The 26,981-nt window shown below is 66.3% G+C and carries 19 protein-coding genes; 8 read left to right on the forward strand and 11 right to left on the reverse strand.

Features of this window, described 5'->3' with window-relative positions; translation table 11 throughout:
- Window positions 1-66: 66 nt before the first annotated feature.
- The 8 genes from NZL82_RS15900 to NZL82_RS15935 form a co-directional block, all read right to left on the reverse strand.
- Window positions 67-1,500 (reverse strand): efflux transporter outer membrane subunit, encoded by a 1,434-nt coding sequence (locus tag NZL82_RS15900; protein WP_261270729.1) that lies wholly within the window; start codon window positions 1,498-1,500, stop codon window positions 67-69.
- Complete coding sequence (locus NZL82_RS15905) at window positions 1,493-2,668, reverse strand: efflux RND transporter periplasmic adaptor subunit (protein ID WP_261270730.1); 1,176 nt, start codon at window positions 2,666-2,668, stop codon at window positions 1,493-1,495. The genes NZL82_RS15900 and NZL82_RS15905 overlap by 8 nt, the downstream gene beginning before the upstream one ends.
- Window positions 2,661-5,882, reverse strand: coding sequence for an efflux RND transporter permease subunit (locus NZL82_RS15910; protein ID WP_261270731.1), 3,222 nt, complete (start codon window positions 5,880-5,882; stop codon window positions 2,661-2,663). Before NZL82_RS15910 ends, NZL82_RS15905 begins: the two co-directional genes overlap by 8 nt.
- A 129-nt stretch (window positions 5,883-6,011) precedes the next feature.
- A complete protein-coding gene (locus NZL82_RS15915; RefSeq protein ID WP_261270732.1) occupies window positions 6,012-7,328 on the reverse strand; it encodes a HAMP domain-containing sensor histidine kinase in 1,317 nt (438 codons plus the stop codon).
- Window positions 7,329-7,350: 22 nt separating this feature from the next.
- Window positions 7,351-8,025: a response regulator transcription factor gene (locus NZL82_RS15920; protein WP_261270804.1), complete on the reverse strand. Its 675-nt coding sequence runs from the start codon at window positions 8,023-8,025 to the stop codon at window positions 7,351-7,353.
- A 474-nt stretch (window positions 8,026-8,499) separates the two neighbouring features.
- Window positions 8,500-9,372: a BadF/BadG/BcrA/BcrD ATPase family protein gene (locus NZL82_RS15925; RefSeq protein WP_261270733.1), complete on the reverse strand. Its 873-nt coding sequence runs from the start codon at window positions 9,370-9,372 to the stop codon at window positions 8,500-8,502.
- The gene (gene dld, locus NZL82_RS15930; protein WP_261270734.1) at window positions 9,369-11,081 is read right to left on the reverse strand and encodes a D-lactate dehydrogenase; all 1,713 of its coding nucleotides are present in this window, start codon (window positions 11,079-11,081) and stop codon (window positions 9,369-9,371) included. Before dld ends, NZL82_RS15925 begins: the two co-directional genes overlap by 4 nt.
- A 16-nt stretch (window positions 11,082-11,097) precedes the next feature.
- A complete protein-coding gene (locus tag NZL82_RS15935) occupies window positions 11,098-12,201 on the reverse strand; it encodes a protein O-GlcNAcase (RefSeq protein WP_261270735.1) in 1,104 nt (367 codons plus the stop codon).
- 115 nt (window positions 12,202-12,316) lie between these two features.
- Between NZL82_RS15935 and NZL82_RS15940 the strand changes: the two genes are divergently transcribed.
- The 7 genes from NZL82_RS15940 (at window position 12,317) to NZL82_RS15970 (ending at window position 20,786) form a co-directional block, all read left to right on the forward strand.
- The gene (locus NZL82_RS15940; RefSeq protein WP_261270736.1) at window positions 12,317-13,174 is read left to right on the forward strand and encodes a protein phosphatase 2C domain-containing protein; all 858 of its coding nucleotides are present in this window, start codon (window positions 12,317-12,319) and stop codon (window positions 13,172-13,174) included.
- Window positions 13,174-14,271, forward strand: coding sequence for an anhydro-N-acetylmuramic acid kinase (locus tag NZL82_RS15945; protein ID WP_261270737.1), 1,098 nt, complete (start codon window positions 13,174-13,176; stop codon window positions 14,269-14,271). Before NZL82_RS15940 ends, NZL82_RS15945 begins: the two co-directional genes overlap by 1 nt.
- Window positions 14,272-14,463: 192 nt before the next feature.
- Complete coding sequence (locus NZL82_RS15950; RefSeq protein ID WP_261270738.1) at window positions 14,464-17,139, forward strand: TonB-dependent siderophore receptor; 2,676 nt, start codon at window positions 14,464-14,466, stop codon at window positions 17,137-17,139.
- Between the two features lie 99 nt (window positions 17,140-17,238).
- Window positions 17,239-18,795, forward strand: coding sequence for a sodium:solute symporter (locus tag NZL82_RS15955; RefSeq protein WP_261270739.1), 1,557 nt, complete (start codon window positions 17,239-17,241; stop codon window positions 18,793-18,795).
- 4 nt (window positions 18,796-18,799) lie between these two features.
- Window positions 18,800-19,693, forward strand: a complete 894-nt coding sequence (locus NZL82_RS15960) for an N-acetylmuramic acid 6-phosphate etherase (RefSeq protein ID WP_261270805.1) — start codon at window positions 18,800-18,802, stop codon at window positions 19,691-19,693.
- Between the two features lie 2 nt (window positions 19,694-19,695).
- A complete protein-coding gene (locus NZL82_RS15965) occupies window positions 19,696-20,424 on the forward strand; it encodes a GntR family transcriptional regulator (protein ID WP_261270740.1) in 729 nt (242 codons plus the stop codon).
- Window positions 20,425-20,540: 116 nt separating this feature from the next.
- Entirely contained in the window at window positions 20,541-20,786 is a 246-nt protein-coding gene (locus NZL82_RS15970; RefSeq protein ID WP_261270741.1) for a glutaredoxin domain-containing protein, read from the forward strand.
- 14 nt (window positions 20,787-20,800) lie between these two features.
- Here NZL82_RS15970 and NZL82_RS15975 read toward each other — a convergent pair whose 3' ends face one another.
- Window positions 20,801-23,278 (reverse strand): amino acid adenylation domain-containing protein, encoded by a 2,478-nt coding sequence (locus NZL82_RS15975; RefSeq protein WP_261270742.1) that lies wholly within the window; start codon window positions 23,276-23,278, stop codon window positions 20,801-20,803.
- Window positions 23,279-23,401: 123 nt separating this feature from the next.
- Between NZL82_RS15975 and NZL82_RS15980 the strand changes: the two genes are divergently transcribed.
- Window positions 23,402-24,541, forward strand: a complete 1,140-nt coding sequence (locus NZL82_RS15980) for a glycosyltransferase family 1 protein (RefSeq protein WP_261270743.1) — start codon at window positions 23,402-23,404, stop codon at window positions 24,539-24,541.
- On the opposite strand, the gene NZL82_RS15985 is transcribed toward NZL82_RS15980, so the two are convergent.
- Both NZL82_RS15985 and NZL82_RS15990 read right to left on the reverse strand, forming a co-directional pair.
- Window positions 24,501-25,763, reverse strand: a complete 1,263-nt coding sequence (locus NZL82_RS15985) for a glycosyltransferase family 4 protein (protein ID WP_261270744.1) — start codon at window positions 25,761-25,763, stop codon at window positions 24,501-24,503. The two genes, NZL82_RS15980 and NZL82_RS15985, sit on opposite strands and share 41 nt — an antisense overlap.
- Window positions 25,756-26,880 (reverse strand): glycosyltransferase, encoded by a 1,125-nt coding sequence (locus tag NZL82_RS15990; protein WP_261270745.1) that lies wholly within the window; start codon window positions 26,878-26,880, stop codon window positions 25,756-25,758. The genes NZL82_RS15985 and NZL82_RS15990 overlap by 8 nt, the downstream gene beginning before the upstream one ends.
- Window positions 26,881-26,981 lie beyond the last annotated feature (101 nt).

The following is a 26,981-nucleotide window of genomic DNA, read 5'->3' on the forward strand; positions in this document are numbered from 1 at the left end:
ATCGATACGGGCTCTAACAGGACATTCGGGCAAATCCCATGCGGGGATGGCGCACATGACGTTATGCTATCGGCCCGCTGGCACGCTTCCTCCCCCCAGGGCACGCGCCAGGGCGACGCTGGCCGTCAGCCTTTGTGTCTCCAGTGACAGGGCGCTTTGCTGATCACGTAGCAGGCCTTCCTGCGCGGTCGCGACATCCAGATAGGTGGCTGCACCCTTGACATAGCGGTCGAGCGCGATCCGGCTGGTGCTGCTCGCTGAGGTTATGGCCTCGGCCTGCGCGGCCTGCGCCTCATCCAGATGACGAAGCGCCGCGAGCGCGTCCTCCACGTCCTGGAACGCCCCCAGCGCATGGCTGCGATAATCGGCGATGGCCATGTTCCAGTCGGCCCGCGCGGCGGCGACATCGGCGCGGCGCTTGCCTCCATCGAACAGGTTCAGGATGGCTCCTGGCCCGATCGCCCAGAAGACGTTCGGCGCGGCGATCAGCCCGGCCAGCGCCGTACTCTGGAATCCGCCGGTGCCGCCCAGCGTAATCCGGGGGAAGAAAGCCGCCTTCGCCACGCCGATCCGCGCATTGGCCGCCGCCATTCGCCGCTCCGCCGCCGCCACATCGGGGCGTCGGGCAAGGAGCGTCGACGGCAAACCGACCGGTATCATGGGCATGGCCAGCGGCGCGTCGCGGCGCGGGATCGCGAAGGTGGAAGCGGGCTGTCCGACCAGGCTGGCGATCGCATGTTCGGTGATCGCGCGCGCGGCTTCCACCTGGGCATATTGGGCGCGTGCCTCGCCCAGCAGCGCGCCCGCTCGGCCGACATCCATCCCGGTCGCGATGCCGCCGCGAAACCGGTTGCGGGTCAGCGCATCGGCCCTGGCAAAGGCGTCGATCGTCTGGGCTAGCAGGGCGAGTTGCCGATCCTGCCCTCGCAACTGCACGAAGTCCGCCGCGAGTTGCCCCTGAAGCGCCAGCTTGACCGCGGCCAAGTCGTCGCGGCTCGCCTCGGCAAGAGCGTGGCCCGATGCCACCGAATTGCGCACGCGACCCCATAGGTCCGCCTCATAGGACAGGTCGCCACCCAGCGTCGCGGCGGTATAATAGTCCGGCTGCGAATCGCCACGGAGGGGCCGTTCGTCTGACTGCCGGTTGCGGAGCAGGCCGGGGGTCAGTTCGGCATGGGGAAACAGGTCCGACCTCGCCCCAGCCAGGGTCGCGCGGGCGAGGTCATAGCGGGCCAATGCCCCCGCCAGCGTGGGATTGTCGCGGTCGATCCGCGCCTCAAGCCGGTCGAGCGACGGATCGCCGAAGCCCGCCCGCCAATTCGCTGACGCGGCCGGGGGCAAGGCATCGATCGGTTTCCAGAGCGGGTCGTCCGCCCCCGGCATTTCCTTGAACGCGGCAGGTGCGGGCAGGACCGGCGGGCGATAGGCGGGGGCCATCGAACATCCGCCAAGGATCGCCAGCGACGCCCCCGCCATCCAGCGTAGCAGCCGCTTAGCCATGATGGTTCGCCGCCACGCGCACCAGTTCGCCCTGCGCCAGGGAGTCCGGCGGATTGTCGACGATCCGCGCGCCGGGGGCGACCCCTGACAGGATCTGGACCGTGGGACCGTCGTCCTGCCCGATCTGGACCTTCCGCATCGCGATTCGGCCGTGTGAATCGACGGTGGCGATCCGGGCGCCGCCAGCACCGAACAGGATCGCGCTCGACGGTACCTGCGCCGCGCCGGCCCGTCCGGGCATATCGAAACGCGCCTGCGCATAGCCGCCGGGTTTCAGCGCGCCGTCGGGATTGTCGCACAGCAACTGGACACGGAAGGCGCCGGACGCCGGATCGATCGCGCTCGACAGGCCTGCGACCGTCGCGGTGAATGTCCGCCCCGGAAAGGCGGGGACGGTCAACGTGGCGGTCATGCCCGGTTTGATCGCGGCCGACAGCGACTGGGGTACGCTGACATAAACCCGGATGCGATGGGTATCGGCGACGGCAAACATCGGCGCCTGCGCGACCGCGCCGGGACCGACCAGGTCGCCCACCTCGGCGTTGCGGGCGGTCACTACTCCGGCAAAGGGCGCGCGGATGACGGCATAGCGCTTCATCGCCTCCAGTCGCGACAACGCGGCCCGTGCTTCGGCGACTTGCGCGGTCTTGACCGCCAGGTCGCCATTCTTCTCATCGACCTCCTGCTTGGATACCGAGGAACTCGTGAGCAGGTCGCTCCAGCGCGCCGCCGTGCTTCGCGCCAGCTTCTCATGGGCGAGTGCGCTGGCGAGCGAGGCGCGAGCCTGGCCGATCTGCTCGTCCAGTTCGGGCGTATCGATCACCCCCAGCGCCTGGCCCGCCGCGACCCGCGCGCCGATATCCTGCGACCAGCTGCGGACATAGCCGCTGATCCGTGGGAACAGCCGGGCGGCCTCCCAAGCCTCCAGCGTGGCGGGCAGGTCGAGCATGTTGCTCTCCGCGCTGCCCCTGACGTCGATCAGGTGGACGGTCGGGATGGCATTGGTCTTGGACCAGCTAGCGGCCGACGCGACGTCATGGCTTCTTGCGATCGTTCCCGCCCCCACGACGCCGATCGCAACGACGGCGGCGACGATTCCGGCGAGCTTCAGGCCCTTGGGTGCGGGGGTGTCGGCCGACACAGCGGGGGCCGGGGCGGCTTCATGCATGGATGGCTTCTCCGATGGGCATAACGGGGGAGGGAGTGGTCGCCTTCTGACGGCGGTGCGCGATGGCGAAGACGACGGGGACGAAGACGAGCGTGGCGAGCGTCGCGCAGAGCAGTCCGCCGATGACGGCGCGGCCCAGTGGTGCATTCTGCTCGCCGCCTTCGCCCAGGCCCAGCGCCATCGGCGCCATGCCGATCATCATCGACAGCGCGGTCATCAGCACCGGGCGGAACCGGGTGGCGCCTGCCTCCATCGCCGCCTGGATGGCATTGCCGCAAGCCGCCAGCCGTTCGCGCGCGAAGCTGACCACCAGCACGCTGTTGGCGGTAGCGACCCCCATGCACATGATCGCGCCGGTAAGTGCGGGAACGCTGAGCGGCGTATGCGTGGCGAACAGCATCCACACGATCCCCGCCAGTGCGGCCGGGAGTGCCGAAACGATCACCAGCGGATCGACCCAGCTCTGGAAGTTCACGACGATCAGCAGGTAGATCAGGATGATCGCTCCGGCCAGGCCCAAGATGAGACCGGAGAAGGCGGCGTTCATCGTTTCGACCTGTCCACGCATCGTCACCGTCGCACCCTTGGGCAACTGGCCCTTGGTCTCGGCCAGAACCTTGTCGATGGCGGTGGCGACGGCACCCAGGTCTCGGCCCTGCGGTGTGGCATAGACGTCGAACACCGGCTGCACGGCATAGTGGGAGACGAGCGCCGGACTGGGCTCGCGGTGGAGCGTGCCGAGCGCACGCAACGTCTGCAGGCTGCCGGGCGTGCTGCCCGAGATGGGAAGATTGTCGAGTTGTTCGATGGTGCCGGCGCGATATTGCGGGGTCTGGACGACGATGGGGTAGGACACGCCGTTCTTGGGGTTCAGCCAGAAGGTCGGCGCGATCTGCGAACTGCCCGCCAGGTTGACGGTCAGGCTGCGCGTCACGTCATTCTCGGTGACCCCCAGGCGGTTGGCCTGTGCGCGGTCCACATCGACCGCATATTCCGGATAGTTGGACGCCTGTTGCAGGCGGACATCGGCCAGCCCGGGAATATGCGACAGCTTTGCTACCAGCATCCGCGCATAGGCCTCCCCACCCTTCGTATCCGGTCCGGCGACCTGGACGTCGATCGGCGCGGGCGAACCGAAGTTCAGGATCTGGCTGACGATGTCGGCGGGCAGGAAGGAGAAGGTCGAACCCGGAAAATCGCGCGGAAGCTGCTCGCGCAACGCCTTTACGAAGCCGGCCGTGGGTCCATGGCGTTCCTTCAGCGTGACCAAGATGTCGCCGTCTTGCGGACCGACGCCACCGGTGTTCGAATAGGCGCGATTGATGCCGCTGACCGGCAGGCCGATATTGTCCACGATCGTATCGAGCTGATCGGCAGGGATGACCTGGCGGATGCGGTTCTCGATATGGTCGAACAGCGCCGCGGTTTCCTCGATCCGGGTGCCGACCGGCGCGCGGACGTGTAGGCTGACCTGCCCTGCATCGACCGCCGGGAAGAAATTGCGCCCCAGCATCGGCACCAACGCGAAGGACGTCACCACGCCGACCAGGAAGACGATGACGAAAGGCCGCCGCCGGGCGAGCGCGAAGGCGAGCATCCGGGTATAATAATCGCGTACCGCTTCGAACCGGCGCTCAAAGTCATGCTGAAACCGGCGCAGCGGATTGCGGCTTTCCGGTCGTCCCGCCTGCGCGTCATGCGCGACCATCATCTCGGCGGTGTGCGGCCCGGCATGGTCGCGCAGCAGGTAGTTGCCCATGGTCGGCACCAGCGTGCGCGACAGGATGAACGAGGCGATCATCGCGAACACCACCGCCATCGCCATCGGCGCGAACAGGAAACCCGCGATGCCCGGCAGGAAGAACATCGGCACGAACGCGATGCAGATGCAGAGCAGCGAGACGAAGGCGGGACCGACGATCTGCTTCGCCCCGTCCAGGATCGCGACACGAACCGTCTTGCCCTGTTCCAGATGCCAGTTGATATTCTCGATGGTGACGGTCGCGTCGTCGACCAGGATGCCGACCGCCAGCGCCAGGCCGCCCAGCGTCATGATGTTGAGCGTCTGCCCGGCCAGTGCCAGCCCCGCAATCGCGGCCAGGATCGCCAGCGGGATGGACGCCGCGATGATGACCGTGGAGCGCCAGGATCCCAGGAAAAGGAGGATCATCAGGCTGGTCAGCGCGGCGGCGATCACGCCCTCGCGCATCACGCCCGACACCGCCGCCTTGACGAACACCGACTGGTCGGACAGCAGCTTGACGTCCAGCCCCGCGGGTAGGGTCGCCTCCAGTTGTGGCATCAAGGCTTTGACCTGATCGACGATGGCGATGGTGGAGGCCGATCCGCTCTTCAGGACGGTCATCAGAACCGACCGCGCGCCATCGACCCGCACCTCGTTGCGCTGCGGCGGCGAACCGTCGCGGACATGCGCCACGTCGCGCATCAGCACGGTAGTGCCGTCGATCGTCCTGATCGGCAGGGCATTGAGATCATCGATGACGCCGGGGCTGTTGTTCAGCCGGATGTTATATTCATAGGCACCGATCTTGGCCGTGCCCGAGGGGATGATCTGGTTCTGCTGCGCCAGTGCATTGGCCACGTCGGTGGCCGACAGGCGATGGGCCTGAAGCGCGGCGGGATCGAGGTCGATCTGCACCTGCCGCTCCTTGCCGCCATAGGGCGAGGGGATCGCCGCCCCCTGGACGGAGGCCAAAGCCGGTCGGATCATGTTCTGGCCGAGGTCGTAGATTTTCTGTTCGGAAAGCCCCTTTCCCGACAGCGCGAGTTGCAGGATCGGCACCGTCGAGGCGTTGTAGTTCAGGATCAGCGGCGGGGTTATGCCTGGCGGCATCTGCTTGAGCACCGTCTGCGACGCGGCAGTCACCTGCGCGGTGGCCGTGCGAATGTCGACGCCGGGGCGGAAGAATATCTTCACGATGCCGACGCCCTGAAGCGACTGGCTCTCGATATGGTCGATGTCGCTGACCGTCGCCGACAGCGAACGCTCGTAATAATAGACGACGCGGCCCGACATGTCGTTCGCGGGCAGGCCCTTATAGGTCCATACCGCCGCGATCACGGGAATGCGGATGTCAGGGAAGATGTCGGTCGGCGTCTCGACCGCCGCGATCCCGCCGCCCAGCACGATCAGGATCGCGAGCACGACGAAGGTATAGGGTTTGCTGAGGGCGAGCTTGACGAGCTGGAGCATGGGCATCCCGGTGTCGGACACAAACAGGGTGTCGGCGACGGCGCGGGGATCGGGGGGTGGGGAACCGCGGCCGCGTCGCCGACGGGGCCTCTTCGCGCCAATCGACGGCGCAGGCGACTTAAATGAATTTCACGCCGCTGCCGGGATCAAAATTTGCGCGCACAGGCCTGGCCCGGCATCCGACAGGTGAAGGCGAAAGCCGTGGAGGTGAAGGATTGCGACGACGACGCTGAGGCCAAGGCCGCTGCCCGGCGTGTCCTGGGCTTGGGCACCCCGATGGAAGCGGCGCAGCACCGCACCGCGCTCCTCAGGTGGGATGCCGGGGCCGTCATCGCGGACTTCGATACCGTTTCCGGCTTCGCCCGCGATCATCGCGATGCTCACCCGTCCGCCCGGCCTGCCGAATTTGATGGCATTGTCGATCAGATTGCTGAGCGCCTCGAACAGCAGCTTGTCGTCGCCCTCGACCGACAATGGTCTGGTCGCGACCGACAGCAGGACGTCGCGGTCCTCGGCCAGCGGTTCGTACAACTCGGCAACCCGCGCGACGAGCTCGGCGAGGTCGAGCTTACGGAACCCGGCTCGCCGTCGCCCGGCTTCCAGCTCGGAAATACGCAACAGCGCCGTGAACCGCTCCAGTACCAGGTCGAGATCGGCCGTGGCCTGCCGGATCCCCATCGTCACCTTCGCGGTGTCGTCCGGCTCATGGCCCAATGCGTTCAGCGTCGCGCGGACGCGGGTGAGGGGGGTGCGCAGGTCATGCGCGACGGCATCGGTCACCCCCTTCACCTGCGCGACGACACGGCCGACCTCTTCGACGGTCGTGTTCACCGTCGCGGCGAACTGGTCCAGTTCGTCATGTCGGCCCGCGATCGGCATCCGGATCGAAAGGTCGCCTGCCGCAATTTCCCGACTGGCCCGTTGCAGCGCGCGGACGCGGCGGAGCGGCGCCCGGCTGAACCCGATCGCCGCCGCCGCGACGCACAACAGGGTCAACAGGCCGCTGACCAGCAGCGTGTCCAGAACGGTCCGGCGCAGGTCGAGGAGCAGGCTGATGTCGCGCCCGACCAGCAGCGTCTCGCCCTCGTGGGTCCGCAGCGCGACGAGGCGAAAGGGTCCTCGCGCACCGCCTTCCACATCGATCGGGTGGCCGGGGGACAGGGGGCGTAAGAGACGGACATTGCCGACGACCGGCGTACCGTCGCTCGCGATCAACGCCAGATAGTTGAACCCTGCGCGATTGCGCTGCAACTCGGAACGAATGCGGTCGGGCAATTGCTCCGCAGGAACCTGCGACAGGGGCTGGGCGACCGCATGCAGGATGCGGTCGCTTCGTTCGGTGAGGTCGCGCGCGGTCGCCATATAGACCACGCCCAGCATTACGATCAGACCGATGACGAACACCGCCCCCAGCATGGCCGAAAGGCGGAACGTGCTGATCCGCACGATCTCCCGCCAGCGCAGCGGTTCATCCCCCGTCGAAGAGATAACCCTCTCCCTTGACCGTCTGGATGGCGCTGGGGTGGCCCGGCCGGTCGATCTTCTTGCGAAGCCGGGCGATATGGACGCTGATCAGATTGGCGCCCGGATCGAAATAATAGCCCCAGACCCGCTCGAAGATGATGCGCCGGGTCATCACCTCTCCTCGGTTACGCATCAGGAATTCGAGCAGGCGGAATTCCATGTGGAGCAAACGGGTCGGTAGGCCGTCCACCCTTACCGTGCGGCGGACCAGATCGCATTCGATCCCGCTGCCACGCAGCACCACCGCCTCCGCCTGCTCGCGCCGCCGAAGCAGTACCTCGACGCGCATGGCCATCTCGGCAAAGTCGAACGGCTTGGTCAGATAATCGTCGCCGCCCGCACGCAGGCCCGCGATCCGCTCATCGACGTCGCTCAACGCGCTCAGCATCAGGACGGGGAGCGCGATATGCCGCTCCCGCAGCCCGGCGACCAGCGCCAGCCCGTCGAGTCCGGGCAGCATCCGGTCGAGCGTGATCGCATCGAACGCTTCGCGGGTGGCCAGGTCCAGGCCGGTATCGCCATCGGCGGCACGGCTTACGGCGTGTCCGTGGCGTTCCAGTTCGGCGATGATCGCCATGGCGGTGGCGTCGTCGTCTTCGATGACCAGGATGGCAGCCATGTCGTCGGCATAGCCGGACATGCGGTACGACGCCAAGGCTCGCGACCTCAGGTGAAATTCATTTAAGTCGGCGGAATCGTCCGTGCGAGCGAAACAGTGCGAAGCTCAAACCGATGCTGAAAGGAGTTGCCATGCGTGGCCTATGCGGGTGGCTAATTGCGATCTCGACCGGCCTCGGCGCGACTCCGGCGTTCGCATTGCAGAATCAGGGCGACATGTCCGACGATTGTTTTGCGATCGCGGCGCCGATGGCCGATGCGACGCCGTGCTTTCAGACGGGGCCTCGCAAATCGCATCGTCACGTTCGCCCTAATCCAAATCAGAGCGGCACAAGCGCCGGCACGCCGACCGTGCACGCCGGTAGCGCAATCCGCGAGGCAAAGGCTCATTCGTCCGGCCGATCCTGACGGGCTGGCCGGGCAATGCGTGGCGGAGCCGCACCTTTCGTGCCTCGGATCGGATCACGCGGCGCGTCTAGGCGATTGCTTCCGGCATGAAACCGGCTAGCCGGAGCGCGCCGTCGAGTGCATCGCCGAGAGGAACGCTGAGCCGCTCGACCGTGCGGGCGCGAAGCCATGGGCTGATGCGTGGCGCCAATCCGCCGACCAGTACGCATCGCGTCACGCCGCGCTCGAAGATCGTTTCGACGAAGCGCTCGATATGGCTGGCCGCTTCCTCGACGATCAACCGGGCGATCGGGTCGTTGGCCTCGGCATAGTCCATGACGAGCGGCGCGAAGCTGCCATAATCGCGCGGGGTCGCCCGATCCATCCAGGCGATCGCCTTGGCGGTGTCATGGTCGAAGCGTTCGGTGACCGCCGCGCTGAGCGGCGTCTTGTGGGTACGACCGTCGAGCGCGCGCAAGGCATGGCGCATCGCACTCAACCCCAGCGCCGCGGCACTTCCTTCGTCTGAGATCGGGAAGCCGTAGCCGCCGATGGTGAAATCCTGCCCGTCGATGCGCAGCTTGGCCGCGCTGCCCGTGCCGATGATCAGGATCGCGCCGTCCTGCCCCGCATGGGCACCCAGATTGGCGATCTGCGCATCGGTCGCGAACGCGACGGCCGCAAAGCCGAAGTCCAGTTCGGCCAGCGCCTCGCGGATGCCGAGCCGGCTGATCCCGGCAATGCCCATGCCCGCGCGGATGGTGCGGCGCTGCGTATCGGACAATCCGGCTTCGGACACCGCCTGGTCCGCCGTCTCCGTCAGCGTGCGGTAGAGCGGTTCGATCCCGATGCGGGCATTGGCAGGTCCTGAAAGACCATGCCCGATCACCGAACCCCGTTCGTCCACCAGCCGGGCCCGGCAGTGACTGCCGCCCGCATCGATCCCAAGATAATAGGTCATTGATGGTCTCCCTGGTCGGTGATGCCCCAGTTTCGGGCGCGAGGGGTCTGGCCGATGCCCGGATTGAGCTGATTTCGCGGATCGATGCGGCGATAGAAATCCGCCAGTTGGGGCGGCGCGACATAGAGGTGGCCGACATTATGCTCGGCCGGATATTGGGCACCGCGCGCGTCGAGCAGGGCCCAGAGCGCGTGTTCGAACGCGATGGGATCGTTGCCCTTTCGGATGATATAATCCTGATGGAAGACGTGGCAGAAGAAATGGCCATAATAGAGCGTGTGGATCACCTGGTCGCCGAGCGCCGACGGCAACGCCTCGACCCAGGTTTCCGCATTGCGGGGAAGGGCGATGTCAAGCGCGACGATGTCGGCAACCGCCTCTGTATGGACCGCCCGGTATCGCACCGCCGCGCCCGCCACCACGAAGCGATGGAGAAAGGCCTTGGCGCCGTCTTCCTTACCGCACGCCAGATGGTCGCCCTCATCATCGCCCGGAAACAGCCGAGCCAGCAAGGCGCGGGTCTCCGCGATCTGATCCCCCGAGACCTTCAGGATCAGGTGATGCACGAAGCGGTCGCGGTAGCGCCGCATCCAGCCGGGCAGGTGATCGGGCATGAACCGCCCCGACCATTGCATCAAACGATCGCTCAAGCCCCGCGATATGCGATCGGCGAACGCGTCGAACCGGGCCTTGGCCGCGAAGAGCGCCGGGAGCCGATCGGTGCCGAGCCGCTCAATCGCGAAGAACATGTCGCGCCCATAGCGATCCGCGATGTCGAAGGCGGTACGGTGAATATATTCGGCCGCGATCGGCAACCGGTCGAAATCGCGCAATATCGTTCTACGTAACTCGGCGAGCCGGTCGGGCGCATTGGTGCCGATATAGAAGGTGGCGCTATCCTCCTCCCGCACGAAGGTGTCGAGGCGTACCGCAAAGACGATCAGCTTTCCGGCGCTTCCCGACGCCTCGAACAGGCAGCGGGGATCGGCGTTGAAGCGGGCGGGTATGTCGCTGTCGATCGCCCGGACATGCTCGGCATAGCTGTGGTCATGGGCCAAGCGATCGGCGGCGGGGTCAATATCCGCCTCGGCGAAGTCCCCGGTATCGAGACGCGACAGAATCGTCTCGGGACCGTCGCCAAGTGCGATGCCCAAATGATTGACCAGGGTCAGGCCGCCATCGGGCCCGACGGCGGCGAATAGCGCGAGTTGGGTATAGGCGGGGCCGCGCCGGATCAGCGATCCGCCCGAATTGTTGCACACACCGCCCACGACCGACGCGCCGAAACAGGACGATCCGATCACCGAATGCGGTTCGCGCCCATAGGGGCGCAGAGCCTTTTCAAGCTCATACAAGGTCGCGCCCGGCAGGCACACCACCTGCTCGCCATTTCGGATCACCCGCAGGTGCGACAGGCGGGTGGTACTGATGATAACGACGCCGCCGGGATAATCATCGCCATCGGGTGTCGAGCCGCCGGTGAGCCCGGTGTTCGATGCCTGCATGATGATCGAGACATTGGCGGCGACGCAGGCCCTGACGACATGCCACAGTTCGACCAGACTGCCCGGCTGCACCACCGCGATCGCCGGTCCGTTGCCGGTGCGATACCCCTTGCGGAACCGCGCCGTCGCGCGCGGCGTGGTAAGGAGGTGACGGCGGCCCACCGTGGCGCGGAGCGTTGCCAGCAGCGTCGCGGTGTCGGTCATGGCCTTGGGGGCGGGGTCATTGGGTCTGAACCTCCTCGTCGGTCATCAGGTCCTTGCCGTCCAGCCAGACGATGATCTCGCGCGCCGCGGGGTGATCGATCGCGCTGTAGCGGGCACGGAGCCGATCCCCTCGCGGGCCGAGCCGATCATGGCCGACATCCTGCAACGCGGCGATATCCTGGCGCAGCATCCGGGCGAAGTCGTCGCCGAGAAGCCGCTCCGCCGCCTCGGCGAAAGCCGCGCCATAGCTATAATCGTCGCCCCGGTCATATAGCATGGGCAGCGTCAGGGCGGGGATGCAGGTCAGATGCGCCTGGATCGCGGGATTGATGGCATGGCCGGTTACTCGTCCGGCGAGCCGCGCCGATCGCCCGGTGAGCCCGCGCAGATGCAGGAAGCGCGACATGCGGGCGCCGTCATTGACCGGATAATTGTCCCACAGGCAGACCGGCCGCCCCAGTTCCGCAGCCACCCGGTCGAGATGGGTGCCGCCGATCTCGGGCGAGCAAACCTCTTCGCCGGTCCAATAGACCTGCACCGCCGGGTCGAGCCCGCGCCCCAGATCGGCGAGATAATCGCACGGGCGTTCGCCGAAGACGAGGTCGAGCACCGGATCGTCGGAATAATAGGTCGGGCAGGTGAAGACGCGCGACGCACGGGTCAGGCCGGCGCAGAAATTGACCACCTCCGCCTGGTTCCGCGCGAGGTCCGGCATGTCGCCGCGCAGGTCGTCGAACAGCACGGCGAGGTCGTCGATCCCGATCGCATCCAGATCGGCCAGCCTCCGCCTGAGATCGGCGCGGGCCTGATCGTCGAACGGGTGGGTCGATCCGACCGGCGTGATCGCGATTCCGAAACGCAGGCCCGCCGCGCGGCATTCGTCGGACAGGCGGGCCAGCATCCCGGTCTGTTCCCGGTCATGGCCGGTGCGCCAGTCGCGCCGCAGCGCCCGATCTGCCTTGGGCCCATAATGATAAAAGGCGTAACCGGCCTGCCCGAGCGTCCTGACGACATGATCGCGTTCGTCCGGCGTCCAGATGCGACCGAACCGCCCCTCGATCAGGCCCAGGTCGGGGCATGGCGGGGCTGCTGCCGGAGACATGTCGATATGCGAAGTCATGACGTAGTTTAGATACCAGTTCGCCACTCTTCGCAAGTGGCATCCTATTGGTTTGCATGAGCAGAGCAAAGTTGATAGCCTCCCATCGCATTCGAAATCGGATGGGGAGCATTTCATGCTGAGGATCGACGTCGCGCTGTCCGATGGGCCGGGTCATGTGAATGAGGATGCGATCGGCCATTATGGCAATGCCGCCTGGGTGATCGATGGCGCAACCGGCGTCGGTCCGTCCGTGCTCGACGCGCCGAGCGATGCGGCATGGCTCGCGCAGACAGCGAACCGGCTGATCGCGGATGCCTTGGCCGAAGACCCGGCACGTCCCACCGTCGAAATCCTTCGCACGGTCATGACGCGTTGTGCCGAGGCGTTGGGGCCGGTGCGATTGCGGACCGGGATCGACGCATGCGATCTCCCCTCGGCGGCCTTTGCCATGCTCCGCATCATCGGCGACATGGTCGAGATCACTTGCCTGGCCGATTGTCGTGTCGCGGCAGTCGATGACGCGGGTGCCGCCCGATTATTCGGTGCGTCGGATCTGGATGCCATCGAGGCGCGGACGTTGGCTGCGGTCAAGGCGATCCATGACGAGGATTCGACGATCGACCCCGATGTCCTGAAGGCGCGGCTGATACCGGGATTGCGTGCCAATCGCTGCCTCAAGAATCGCGAGGGCGGCTATTGGGTGCTCGGTACCGAGCCTGCCGCTGCGGATCATGTGTGGCAGGCAACGCATCCCCTGCAGCCCGGTCAGCGCTTCGCGATCGCCAGCGACGGGTTCCTGCGGCTCGTTGAATTGTTCGGCACTGCGACGCCCGCCGATCTTCTGGCGATCGCGATGCCGGAAGAGGGGCGCGCATGGCTGGCGCGATTGCGTGACATCGAGCGCGAGCCGGATTCGCTCCATCGTTACACCCGCGTGAAGCGGCACGACGATGCCAGCCTGATCGTCTGCGCCTGGGACGCGTCGAACTGATGCTGGTGATGGGCTATATGAGCGGAACGTCGCTCGACGGCGTCGATGTCGCGTTGATCGAGACCGATGGCGAGCGGGTCGGGGGATTCGGCCCTGCCGCGATGATCCCGTTTGCGGCCGCCGATCGCGCCGTGGTCGAGCGTGCGACGCAGGATGCGCTGGCGTGGAACGGCCATGGGGTTGCACCACCTTCCTTCGAAGACGCGGCCGCCGTGATCCACCGGTCGCATGTCGCGGCGGGTGAGCGGGTTATCAAAGAGGCCGGGCGTCGCCCCGACCTGATCGGCTTTCACGGCCAGACGGTGCTTCATCGCCCTGAGCGTCGGCTTTCGGTCCAGATCGGCGATCCGCAGCGGCTGGCCGATGCCTTGAATGTGCCGGTCGTCGCGCAGATGCGGCAGGACGATCTGCAGGCTGGCGGGCAGGGGGCTCCGCTGGTGCCGGCCTATCACGCCGCGCTGGCCGAGCATCTTGGGCTGGAGAGGCCTGTCGCATTCCTCAATATCGGCGGCGTCGCGAACCTGACCTGGATCGGTTCGGACGGAACGCTGATCGCGTTCGATACGGGTCCCGGCAATGGATTGATCGACCAGGTCGTCCAAGCGCGCGGAGCGGGTCGCTATGACGATGGTGGTCGGTTCGCCGCTGCGGGCGCCGTCGATACGCGTGTGCTGGCCGAGCTGCTGGCCCATGACTATTTTTGTGGGACGGGGGCGAAGTCGCTCGATCGCTACGATTTCCCGTTGGACTGGGCGGATGCCTGCTCGCTTGAAGACGCCTCGGCGACGCTGACCGCTTTCACGGCGGAAGCGGTGGCGTTGGCGGCGCGCAGTTTGCCGGCATCGCCCGAGCTTTGGGTCATATGCGGCGGTGGCGGACATAATCCGGTTTTGATGGCGGCGTTGCGCGATCGGTTGGGACCGTGCCGGACGGCGGACGAAATCGGCCTGCGTAGCGACTTCGTCGAGGCCGAGGCAATGGCATTCTTGGCGGCGCGGAGCGCACTTGGCCTGCCGCTGACCTTCCCCGGCACGACGGGAGTTGCCGAACCGCTGACGGGCGGCTGGACATGGCAACCGACGACAATCAAACACTAATACCAATATATAATACCACATCTTTACAAGTTCGAGACAGGTATGCATAGTTCGGCTTGTTCCCGTGCCCCGTCGAGTCCCGTGCTGGCGTGTCGACGGGACCGGATTCGGGCTTATGGGAGGGACTCCATCATGGTGACGTCGTACCGACATACCGCAGCCGCAGCAGCCTTGGCCGTTGCCCTTGTGCAGATGCCGAGCATCGCGCTCGCCCAGACCAGTCCGGTGACGGAGGCGCAGGGGGAACCCGCGGCGGGCGGCGACATCGTGGTGACCGGCACGCGCATCCCGATTCCCGGTCTTACCTCCAGCAGCCCGGTCGCCTCGACCAGCGAAGAGCAGATCAAGCTGCAATCCGCACTGACCATCGAGGATTTCTCGACCAAGATTCCGCAACTGTCGGGCGGCGTCCGCCAGGGCTCGCAGGGTAGCGACGCGTTCGGCGCGCAGGTTCTGGAGCTGCGCAACTTCGGCCAGAGCCGGTCGCTGGTTCTGATCGACGGCACCCGCGCGGCGCCGTTCAGCTTCCGCAACTCGGTCGATGTCAACGCGATCCCCGCCTCGCTTATCAGGCGCGTCGATGTGCTGACCGGCGGCGCGGCCGCCGTTTACGGTGCGGACGCGGTCGCGGGCGTCGTGAACTTCATCCTCAATGACGAGTATAAGGGCATTCGCGGCACCGCGACCAGCCGACTGTCGGTCAGGGGTGGCGCGCAATATGGCGGTTCGCTGATGCTGGGCACCGGCATCGGTGATCGTGGCAACCTCGTGATCGCGGCGGACTATACCCAGCGTGACGGCGTTCGGGCGGGACAGCGCGACTGGGCCGCAACCCCCAATCAGACCATTCCCAGCATCGGCGGCGTCTTCACCGATGTCGCCAGCGGTCGGCGCTTCGGCTTTACCGACGACGGCGCCTTTACGACCACGCCCTCGGCCACCTCGAACCTCTCGGCCAGCTATCCGCTGATCTCTCCGCTCAAGAGGATCAACGTGGCGGCGCTCTACAAATATGAAATTACGCCGCAGGTCGAAATCTATGGCCGCGCGATGTACACCAACGCCCGGACCGAGGAGACCGGCACGCCGGGCGCGGCCCCGGCCTCGGTCAACCGCACGGTGGCGATCAGCGCGACCAATCCGTTCCTGACCGACGCGATCCGCAACCAGCTGACATTCGTGAACGGCTCGGCACAGGTGAATGTGTCGCGCTCGCTCGCCGAGCTGGGGCTGATCACCTATGCGACCGAGCGGAACACGTTGCAGTTCCAGTCCGGCCTGCGCGGCCCGTTGACCGATGCGGTGCGGTGGAACGTCTATGCGCAATATGGTCGCTCGACCGAATCCTCGTTGATCTCGGGCGATGGCGTGGTCAACAACGCGGCTGGCGCGAACAATTTCGCGTCGATCGTCAACACCGTGAACATCTTCGGCCCACGGCAACCGAGGCTTGCCGCCGCGCTGGGCAGCACGATCGACGGCTTCAATCGCAAGCGTGACCAGTTCGTAACCGCCGCGACGATCAGCGGCAGCCTGGCCGACCTGTTCTCCCTGCCGGCGGGCCCGATCGGCTTTGCGGCGGGCGTCGAATATCGCCGGGAGACTGCGAGCATCAACCAGGACAGCGCGCTGCTGACCGGCAACACCTACCGCCAAGGCGTGCAGGGCGCATATAAGGGGGCGTTCGACGTCGCCGAGCTTTATGGCGAAGTGCTCGTCCCGCTGATCCACGACACGCCGTTGATCCGCAAGCTGGACATTGGCGGTGCGTATCGCCTGTCGGACTACAACCTGTTCGGCACGCACGGCACCTGGAAGGTCGAAGGCAATTGGGAGGTCGATCGCAACCTGCGGCTGCGCGGTACCTATCAGCGTGTGCTGCGGACCCCCAATTTCGGCGAGTTCGCCGCCTCCACCTCATCCCTGCCGCTCAGCAATCTCGTCACCGTCGATCGGCTGAAGCCTCGCTATGGGGGCGATCCGTGCGTGCTGGGCACCGGCAACGCGGCGCAGTGTGCGCGCCTGGGCGCACCGGCCGTCGGCTCGGCCAATTCCAACGCCGCGAGCTACCTGACCGGCAATTATTATTATGGCGGCAATCCCGACATCAAGCCGGAGACAGGCTATACGACGACGGCGGGCGCGGTGTTTACCCCGACCTTCCTGCCCGGCCTGAACGTGACGTTCGACTATTATAATCTCGACCTGCGCGGGGCCGTCGGCGTGATCCAGCCGATCGCGGCGATCACGAGCTGCTACATCACCAATCCGACGGCGGGCAATCCGCTGTGCGCACTCGTCACCCGCAACGCGAATGGCAGCTTCGCCGACGCGTTCGTCAACAACCAGAATCTGGGCCGCCTGCTGCAGCGCGGCTTCGACATTTCGGCGGCCTATACGCTGCGCGCGGACTGGTTGCCGGGCAGGGGCCTGCGCGCCAGCTATCAGGGCAATATCGTCACCTCCTATCTGATCCAGGCGAACCCGACCGTGTCCGCGGTGCAGTGCAAGGGCACGTTCGGCGCGACCTGCTCCAGCGACGGCACGACGCTGGTACAGCCCGCCTATCGGCATACCGCCGGGATCGGCTGGCTGCTCGACAAGGGGGTGATCCAGTTCGACTGGCAGCGCATCGGCAAGGTCCGATCGAGCACGGTCGGATCGACGGAGACGATCAAGGCACAGGACACCTTCGACCTGTCGGCATCCTATGATTTCACCGACACCGTCACGATGAGCGCGGGCGTCTACAATCTGCTCGACCGCAACCCGCCGCGCGTATCGACGGGGGGCGTGTTCAACACCTTCCCCGACACCTACGACATCCTGGGACGGACGATCGGCTTCTCCCTGACCGCGCATCTCTGATCACTCAGCTTAGCCATAGCGCCCGGCCCGATCCGAGGGGCGGGCGCGATCGTTTTTCGCCCGTGGACGTCCGGTCCGAAGCAATCGGAGCATGTTTCGATGATGTTGCCCTTCTCTCTGGCCGACTGGCTCGTCATCGCGGCCTATCTGCTGCTGCTGGTCGCGGGCGGATGGATATTCACGCCCCGCAAGACCGAGTCGGCGCGGGAGTATTTTCTGGCGGGGGGCAATGTTCCCGTTTGGCTCGCCGCGCTTTCGGTCCTGTCCGCAACCCAGTCGGCGGCGACCTTCCTTGGCGGGCCGGACTATGGCTATCGTGGCGACCTGACCTATCTCAGCGGCAATATCGGCGGGCTGATCGGTGCGGTCTTCGTCGCCCATGTCCTGATCCCGCGCTTCTATGCGATCCGTGCCACCACTGCCTATGAGTTGCTGACGCTGCGTTTCAGCGAGCGGGCCACGCGCTGGGCGGGGGGCATGTTCCTGGTGGGCCGCGTCTTTGCCGGTGGTGCACGGGTCTATCTCGCCGCGATCGCGCTTGCGATGGTCGTGACGGGCAGCGTCGGTGCGCAGGGGATCATGATCGCGGCTGCGGCACTGGTCGTCGCCAGCGTGGCGTTCACGTTTGTGGGCGGCCTGAAATCGGTTCTGTGGAACGACCTGATCCAGTTCATCGTCTATATCGGGTCGGCGGTGGCGGTGCTGGTGTTCCTGCGCCTGTCGATCCCGGCCTCCAACGCCCAGATCCTGGACGCGCTGGCCCATACGCCGGAGGGTGTCGACAAGCTGCGCCTGTTCGACTTTTCGCTCGATCTGTCGCGACCCTTTTCGATGCTGGCGATCGTGACAGGCCTCGCGCTGCTCTACATCGCGAATGCGGGCATGGATCAGGACACCACGCAGCGCCTGTTGTCGTGCAAGGACGCGAAGACGGGCGCGCGTAGCCTTTACCTTTCCGTCCTGGCGACGGTGCCGACGGTGGGCATGTTCATCGTGATCGGTCTGCTGCTCTACATTTTCTACGACCGACCAGACCTGATGGGCGGGTCCGGAGCCGTCGCGGCCAGCCAATTCGGTGGCGAGAAGATCAGCATTTTCATGCATTATATCCTCACCCAATTGCCGGGCGGCCTGCGAGGCCTGGTGACGATCGGCATTTGCGCGGCGGCGGTGGCGACGACCAATTCGGCCCTCAACGCGATGTCGTCCGTCCTGGTGCAGGATTTCTACCGTCCCTGGCGTGATCGGCGTGGGCCGGTCGACGAGCATCATTTCGTCCAGGCGGGGCGCGCGGGCATGGGCGTTATCGGCTTTGCGATGTTCGTGATGGCCGTCGCGTCCTTCTATTGGCAGCGTTACAGCTCGATGGGTCTGCTGGAGTTCGCGCTTCAGGTCATGGTGTTCAGCTATGCCGGCCTGCTGGGTGTCTATTTCACCGCGCTGTTCACCACACGAGGGACGACCGGATCGGCGATCGCCGCGCTGCTGATCGGCTTTGTCACGATTGTGTTGCTGCAACCTGCCATTGCCAGGGCGATCGGTCTGCCCCTGGCCCTTAACGGGTTGTCCTTCCCGTTTCAGCTTTGTCTGGGCACGGCCGTCGCGTTTCTGGTCTGCGCCGCACCCGCTGGCACCGCTCCGCACCGAGGTCGTTGATATGATGAACACCGAAGCGCTCGATCCCCGTTTCCTCGATCTCGATCTCTGGCCGACCCAGTTCGCCGTCGAGGCGATGTTGGAGGGGCAGATGGCGGCCATCGCGGCCCTTCAGTCCCAGGTCGCCGCCATCGCGCACGCTGCCGAAGCCGCCGCCGCGCGATTGGGGCAGGACGGGCGGCTGGTCTTCGTGGGCGCAGGCACATCGGGGCGCCTCGCGGTCCAGGACGGGACCGAGCTTCACCCCACCTTCGGCTGGCCGATGGAGCGCATGATCTTTCTGATGGCGGGCGGCATGGGCGCACTGACCGAAGCGCGCGAAGGGGCGGAGGACGATGTCGACGCCGCGCGCAGGGACATCGACGCCTGCGGCATCACGCCGTCCGATGTCGTGATCGGCGTCGCCGCCAGCGGGCGGACGCCCTACACGGTCGCGGTGATCGAGCGAGCACGTGCGGTCGGTGCGCTGACGATCGGCATCACCAACAATCCGGGAATGCCGCTGACCGAGCGCGCCGAGCATGTCGTGGTCGCCGATACCGGCAGCGAGGTTCTGGCGGGCTCGACCCGGATGAAGGCCGGAACGGCGCAAAAGGCGGTGCTGAACCTGTTGTCGACTGCGGTGATGCTCCGGCTCGGTCTCGTCTATCGCGGGCGGATGGTGGCCATGCGCGTCTCCAATGCGAAGCTCTTGCAACGCGGTCGGCGCATGGTTCAGGATATTGCCGGAGTGGATGCCGAGGTGGCGACACGCGCGCTCGAACGGGCGGACAACGACATTCGACTGGGCATCATCGTCGCCAAGGGACTCCCCGTCGAGGAGGCTGCGGCGCTGCTCGACCGCCATCGCGGCAGCCTGCGCGGTGTCATGCGGGCGCTCGGCGAACGGGAGGCGTAACGGTGCGCGATATAGCCTGGACGCGAAGCGACGAAGCGACGCCGCTATACATGCAACTGGCCCAAAGCCTGCGCGAGCACATCAATGGCGGCGGCATCGATCCCGGCAGCGCTCTGCCCTCGGAACGCGAACTCAGTGAAATGGCGGGCCTGTCGCGGGTGACGGTCCGCAAGGGCCTCAAGCAGTTGATCGACGAAGGGGTGCTCATCAGCAAACATGGCTCGGGCACCTTCGTCGCGCGGCAGATCGAAACGGCGGGGGCGAAGCTCACCAGTTTCAGCGACGACACCCGGTCGCGCGGACAGGATCCGGGCGTCGTTTGGATATACAAATCCTATGCGTTGCCGACCGAGGAGGAAGCCGCCGCGCTGGAAGTGGCGCCCGATGTCCGCGTCGCGCGGCTTGGGCGTGTCCGTCTGGCGGGCAACGAGCCGCTGGCGATCGAACATGCGGTGATCCCGGCCATTTTCATGCCCGATCTCGATGCGCTGGGCGACTCGCTCTATCAGGCGCTGGACGTGCATGGTTTCCGACCGACATCGGGGACGCAGCGTATCCGCGCCTCGCTCGCGACCGAGACGGAAGCCGGAATCCTGAGCGTGCGACAGAATTCCGAGGTGTTGCGGATCGAACGTTGCACGCGGATCCCCGACGGCCGCGTCGTCGAATTCACCCGTTCGGTCTATCGCGGCGATCGCTATGAGTTCGTGACGGATCTGAACGTCGTGTGATCCCGCGCCTGCGCCGATCCGTTGGACGGCCCGGCGAGCGGGGCCATCATGGAACGGTTTGCGCGCCGCAACGCTTTTGTGTCGCGGCGCTGATGCTGCGCATGGGAAGGCTTGGCATGGCGGACGACAAGGTTGCGACCCTCTACCGGATGGTGCTTCCCGAGCATACATGCCCCTTCGGTGTCCGGGCGAAGGCGATGCTGGAGGCAGCGGGCTTTGAGGTGGAGGATCATATCCTCTCGACCCGCGAAGAGGTGGAGGCTTTCAAGGACGAGCAGGGCGTCGCCACCACGCCGCAGGTCTTCATCGGGAGCGAACGCATCGGCGGGAGCGATGCGCTGGAGGCCTATCTGGCCGGATGATCGCGGCGGCCCGATCACGCTGGCTGTGCCGCCAGGACGGACGCCGGCAAATGGCCCCGCCCTGCGGCAAGTGGCGGTTGAACGGACGAGAGCGCGGCATCTAGGGCGGCGGCGAGCGCCAGCGCGGCATTGCCCCGCACCATGGTTTCATGGTCTCCGGCGATTTCCCGAACCGTGATCCGGCCTTTCAGAACCGCGTTCCAGCCCGAGTCGCCATGCCGTGTCGTCGGCTGCATCAGCAGGACGTTTCCGCAATAGGGGGCGGCGACATAGGAGCGCGTCGCCTGCTCGACCCGCTGGCTGAAGCTGGCATCATCGGGCCGGATGCCGACCCGCCGTCGCAGCAGTTCGGCCATCCGCCGTCTCATCCCGCCCGCCCCAGGCCGATCCGCATCCAGCAGGGCGAGCAGGCCGACCTCGTGGCCCGCTTCCGTCAATTGCCGTGCCAGTTCATAGGCGACGATTCCCCAGCGGCACCACCCGCCCAGATAATAAGGGCCGTTCGGTTGCGCTGCCAGCAGATGACGCCGCAGCCGGGCCGCCACCGCTAAGATCGATAGCGGTCCGCCGCCCAAGGCATCTTCGTCAACGGGATCGATGTTGAGCGCGAAGACGGGCTGGTCGGCGGACAGGCCCCGCAGCATCGTCCGCATCAATGGTCCGGTGTCGAGCCAAAAGAGTGGCGGTCGATGGCCGTCAGGGTTGAGCAGCATCGCAGCCCCGTCCATCGGCTGGTTCCCCGCTGCGATGCGTGCCGCCATCGCCGACAGGGTGGAATGGCGCATCAACTCGATCAGCGGCAAGCGCACGCCAAAGACCGTCTCGATCCGGCGGCTGAGCCGCACCGTCATCAGCGAATAGCCGCCCAGATCGAAGAAATCATCGTCATCGGCGACGCGCGCCAGGCCCAGCAGGTCGCACCAGATCGCGCTTAATCGTCGATCGATGGCGTCGACGGCCTCGACCGGCACCGATGCCGGTGCATCGGTGGAAGGATCGGGCAGGGCGGCGCGATCGATCTTTCCATTGGGGGTCAGTGGCATCATGGCCAGGAAGACGATCCGATCCGGGATCATATAGCCCGGCAGATGGCTCGCGAGGAAGGACTTGATCTCGCGGGCATGAAGCCCTTGTCGGCGCGGCACGACATAGCCGACCAGAAGCGGCTCGCCCGAGGCGTCGGTCCATAATCGCACCGCCCCCCATGCCGCGTCGGGATGGAGGGCCAGTGCCGCCTCGACATCGCCCAGTTCGATCCGGAAGCCGCGCACCTTTACCTGATCGTCGATCCGCCCCAGGCAATAGAGTGCGCCGCGCTCGTCGAAGCGCCCGAGATCGCCGGTGCGATAGACCCGCGTCCCGTCCGCCATCTGGACGAAACGCTCGGCGGTCAGGTCGGGGCGGTTGCGATAGCCGCGTGCGACGCCGGTCCCGCCGATCACGATCTCGCCCACTGTGCCGGTGGGGACGGGGTTCAACGCCGCATCGGTGACCTGCACGGCGATGCCCGCCATCGGCCAGCCGATAGGTATGGCGTCATGGCTGGGCGTCACGTGGCATGCGGTCGACCAGACGGTCGTCTCGGTCGGTCCATAGATGTTCCAGAGTTCGTCGCATCGGTGCAGGAGTCGGTCGGCCATTGGCCGCGTCAGCACCTCGCCACCCGCCAATATCCGCAATCCCGGCTGGCCGCTCCAGCCATATTCCAGCAGGGATCGCCAGGTAGACGGGGTTGCTTGGACCAGATCGGGGCGATAGGCATCGAAAGCCGCCGCGAGCCGCGCGGGGTCGGCCGCTTCCTCCAACTCGATCAGCGCCAGAGACCCGCCGACGAAGAAGGGCAGGAACAGGTCCGGCACCGAAAGATCGAAGCTGAGCCGGGTGATCCCCATGATCCGTTCGCCGGTGCGAAACCCCGGGATGGCCGCCATCGTCTTCAGAAGGGCCACCAGCGAGCCATGCTCGATCTCCACGCCTTTGGGGCGACCGGTCGAACCGGAGGTGAAGATGACATAGGCCAGCGTGTCGGGCGTGACCGGCGGCGTAGGGAGGCAGAGCACGGGATCACGGTCATCCTCGGCGATCATCATCGGCACGCCCAGATCGCCCAGCATCGCGGCATAGCGTTGATTGGCGACGATCAGCGCCGGGCGGGCATCCTCGACGATATGGGCGAGCCGGGTCGGGGGTGTCGTGGCGTCGATCGGAAGATAGGCCGCCCCGACCTTGAGCACGGCAAGCAGCCAGGCGGGCAGATCGACGTCGCGCGACAGACAAAGGCCGATCAGGGGATGGTCCTCGGTCAGGGCATGAGCCAGCCGGGCTGCCAGTCGCTCGACCCGTTCCGCGAGTTCGCGATAGCTATATCGTCTTCCTTGCGCCTCGACAGCGGTTGCATCGGGTTGGCACCGGGCATGATGCTGGAATGTTTCGGGAAGCGAGCGCCATGCCCGCGACGCGACATGCGTGACCGTCTCTTGCTGACGCAGCACCTTCATCCCCTTCCTGTTCCCTCGATCCGGTTCTGACCGGTGAGTATTTCATCGAAGGAAGCGCCGGTCCGCGATATGTCGAATGATGCATTGCGGGGGGAACATGGCGGCTAGGCGGGAACCATGGTGTTTCCCTCCCTTTCCCGCGATGCGCTACCCCGCGAAGAGGCAGGGGCCGAGCGGCCGAAACTCTTCCTCAACGGCAAATTCTATTCCGGCGGGACGAACGGCGTTCACCGGGTGGCCGACCGGCTGCTGCGCGAACTCGATGCGCTGGCGATCGCGGGGGCGGCTCCGGCGCGATGGGACATGCGGCTGCTTCTGCCGCAGGGGGCCAATTGGGCCCCGAGCTTCGCCGCGATCACCCCGATGCCCCAGCGGCGCGGCCATAGCCAATATTGGGAGCAGGCGATCCTGCCTTTCACGGCGCGTGGCGGTGTGCTGGCCAGCTTCGCCAACCTCGCGCCAGGATGGCACCCGCGTAAGGTGACGATGGTGCATGACGCGCAATTCCTTCTGTCTCCCGAAAGCTATGCGCGCAGATTGCGTTGGGGATATCGGCTGCTCGTGCCACGGGGTGCGCGGTCGAGCCGGGTCGTGCTGACCGTATCCGACTATGCGCGCGACAGCTTGGCGACGTTCGGCATCGCCCCTGCCGCGCGCACCCAGGTGGTTCATAACGGGGCGGACCATATTCTGGACGTTCCGGCCGATCAGTCGGTGCTGGTCGAACATGATCTGGTGCCCGGCGCTTATGCCGTGATGTTCGGATCTGCCTCTGCCTATAAGAATGTCCGCATCGTCTTTGCCGCCTTTGACGATCCGCGACTGGCCGCAATGCCGCTGGTCGTGATCGGTCCTTCACGCCGGACGCTGGAGGCCGCCGGATTGCGGCCGCCAGCGGGCGCGGTGTTCGTCGGCGGGGTCGACGATGCCGGTCTGCGCGGCCTGTACGAAGGCGCGCATTGCCTGCTCTATCCCTCCCGCACCGAAGGTTTCGGCCTGCCCCCGGTCGAGGCGATGCTGTGTGGCTGTCCGGTCGTCGCGGCCCCGGCGGGGGCCATTCCCGAGGTGTGTCGCAACGCCGTGATCTATGCCGGAATGGACGATGTCGGCGAATGGGTCGGCGGCGTCCTGGCCCTGCGGGAGCCGGACCGGCGTGCCGCCAGGATTGCCGCCGGCCGGGAACGTGGTGGGCAGTTCACCTGGGCGGCGGCGGGCATCAGGCTGGCGGAGATATTGAACAGGGTCCTGACGTCCTGACGCGACGATCGGCCCCGCGCAGGTCGAGACCGAAATGGCTCTCGGCCAGCTGGAAGAGGCGCGCCGCATGACGTTCGGGCGACAAGAACTGGCGCAGCTCTTCCCGCCGCCGCGTCGGGGCGGGGGGCGAGCCCAGCATATGGTTCAGGCGTGCGGCGAACAGGTCGGGCTGCCCCGGATCGAATAGCTGTCCGCCGCCGAACCGGCGGACCAGTTCACCCGCGCCCGCGCGGGCCGAAACCAGCACCGGCACGCCGGCCGCCATCGCCTCGGGGACGATCAGCCCCCAGGTCTCGTTCCACAGCGAGGGCAGGACGACGACGGCGCAGGATCGCATCGCCGCCGCCATTTCCTCGCGCGGCTGCCATGGCCGATGGGTGATCCCCGATGTGGTACCAAGCAGCGGCTCCAGCGATCCCTGGCCGACGAACAAGCCCGTCCGGCCCGTGGTTCTAAGCGTCTCGACGAGCAGCGCGACGCCCTTGTCCGGTTCCAGCCGTCCGAAATAGCCGACATCATAGGCCGGTTTCGGCGCGGAGGCGGGCGCGGCGTCCGGGAATTGCAGGGGGTTGTAGAGCACGGCATGGCGCTGATCGGGCAGCAGCGGCATGGCGGTTCGCTGCGCATGTTCGGACAGGTGCAGGAAGAGGCGACGGTCGCGCGCGACCGGGATCGACATCTGCCGGACGGCGTGCCGCGCGAGGCGGCCGAGCTTCTGCACCCGACCCTGTCGGTCGCAGTTGGTCGTCAGGCAATGTCCGCTCATCGGCCGCCGGGCGCAGGGCTGACCTTTTCGAAAGTCGTAATAAATGCCGTTCGGACACGCCCAGAAATAGTCGTGCATATAGACCATGGTCGGAAACCGGCTGGCGATGCGCAGTCCGGCGGGGGACAGATAGCGCGTCCATTGGTGGAGGATGACCAGCGTCGTGTCACGATCCATTCCCGCCAATTCGCTCGCCAGCGCGGCGTTGGCCCGCGAGTTGTATATGGTGCGCAGCATCGATCCGGCACCGCCGCCACGCAGGTCGCCGCCGCGCAGGTCGCTGAACCGATCGGGCTCGATCCCCGCATTGCCGCCGAAGCCCGCAACGGCATGGACGTCCGCGCCCGCCGCTCGCAGCGCTCGATAACTGTCCAGCGCAGCATGACCGGCTCCGCCGCTGCCCGGCCCCTCACCGCCGATATAATCGGACAGCAGGATGACCCGTCCTTTACGCATGCGCCACCCGCCCCAGCCCGCTCGGCCCGCCTCGGGGTATCGGCGACAATTCGGCATAGAGCGCCGCCAGTTCGGCATTCATCCGCCCTGCAGTGAACATAGCCTCGTAACGGGCACGGCCCGCCGCACCCATGGCGCGCCAGGTCGGACGATCGTGGCGGGCGAGCGTCCGCATCAGCCGCGCCGGATTGTCGGGCGGCACGAGATAGCCGGTCTCTCCATCGACCACGATCTCCCGCAATCCCCCGACGTCCGAGGCGACGACCGCACAGCGCCCGCACATGGCCTCCAGCGCGACGAGGCCGAAACCCTCCCAGCGCGAGGGGACGACGACGACATCGGCGGCGGCGATCTCGGTCGCGACCTCGGACAGGGAACGCCAGCCCAGATATTCGATCTGCGGGCTGCGTTTGCGCGGGGCGGTGGCGGGACCGGCCACGGCCTTGCCGATGACCCGTACCGCGACCCGGTCCTGGATCGGCTCGACCGCATCGAGCAACGTGTCGAAACCCTTTTGCGCATCGAGTCGCCCGACGAATAGCACGCGAACCCGCTCATCCTGCCAACGCGCCGGACGTTCGCTATGCAGGTCGGTGATACCGTTCAGGACCAGCGTCAGCGAGGAAGGGGCGATACCGATCCGCGCACCCTCGCGCCGTTCATGGTCGGAGATCAGCACGATCCGGTCGGCGGCGGGGGCGAGCAGGCGTTCGATCCCCTCGACCAGACGCCGTTTCCACGCCGATGATCGTCGATCGAACGCCCAGCCATGCGGGCAATAGATGATGCGGAAGGGCGCGCGTCCCCAGGCCCCGTACATCAGCCGAAGCACCGCGCCCGCGAAGGTGGAATGCGCATGGACGATGGTCGGTTCGAACCGCTGGATCGCATGGCGGATCGCGGCGGCCAGCGACATCATGCCGAAGATCGAACGATGGCGCCGCCGCCAGGGCATCAGCATCCGCCGGTCGACTCCGCTCAGATGCGCGGCATGCTGTGCGGGGACCAGCGCGCGGACATGTTCCGCACCATAGCGCCGCGCCTGATCGTACAGGATTTCCGTCAGATAGGTCCCAACCCCGCCCTGCGCGGACTCGGCAATGTGAAGAATCCTCATCATGCCCTCCGAAAAGCCGGTGATGACCCAGGGCCTAACCATGGCCTGCGGCGGCAACCCCATCATTTGACGTGACCGTGCGAGGCCCGGCGTGATCGGAT

This window comes from Sphingomonas sp. LC-1 (assembly GCF_025371035.1).
Lineage (GTDB): Bacteria > Pseudomonadota > Alphaproteobacteria > Sphingomonadales > Sphingomonadaceae > Sphingomonas > Sphingomonas sanguinis_E.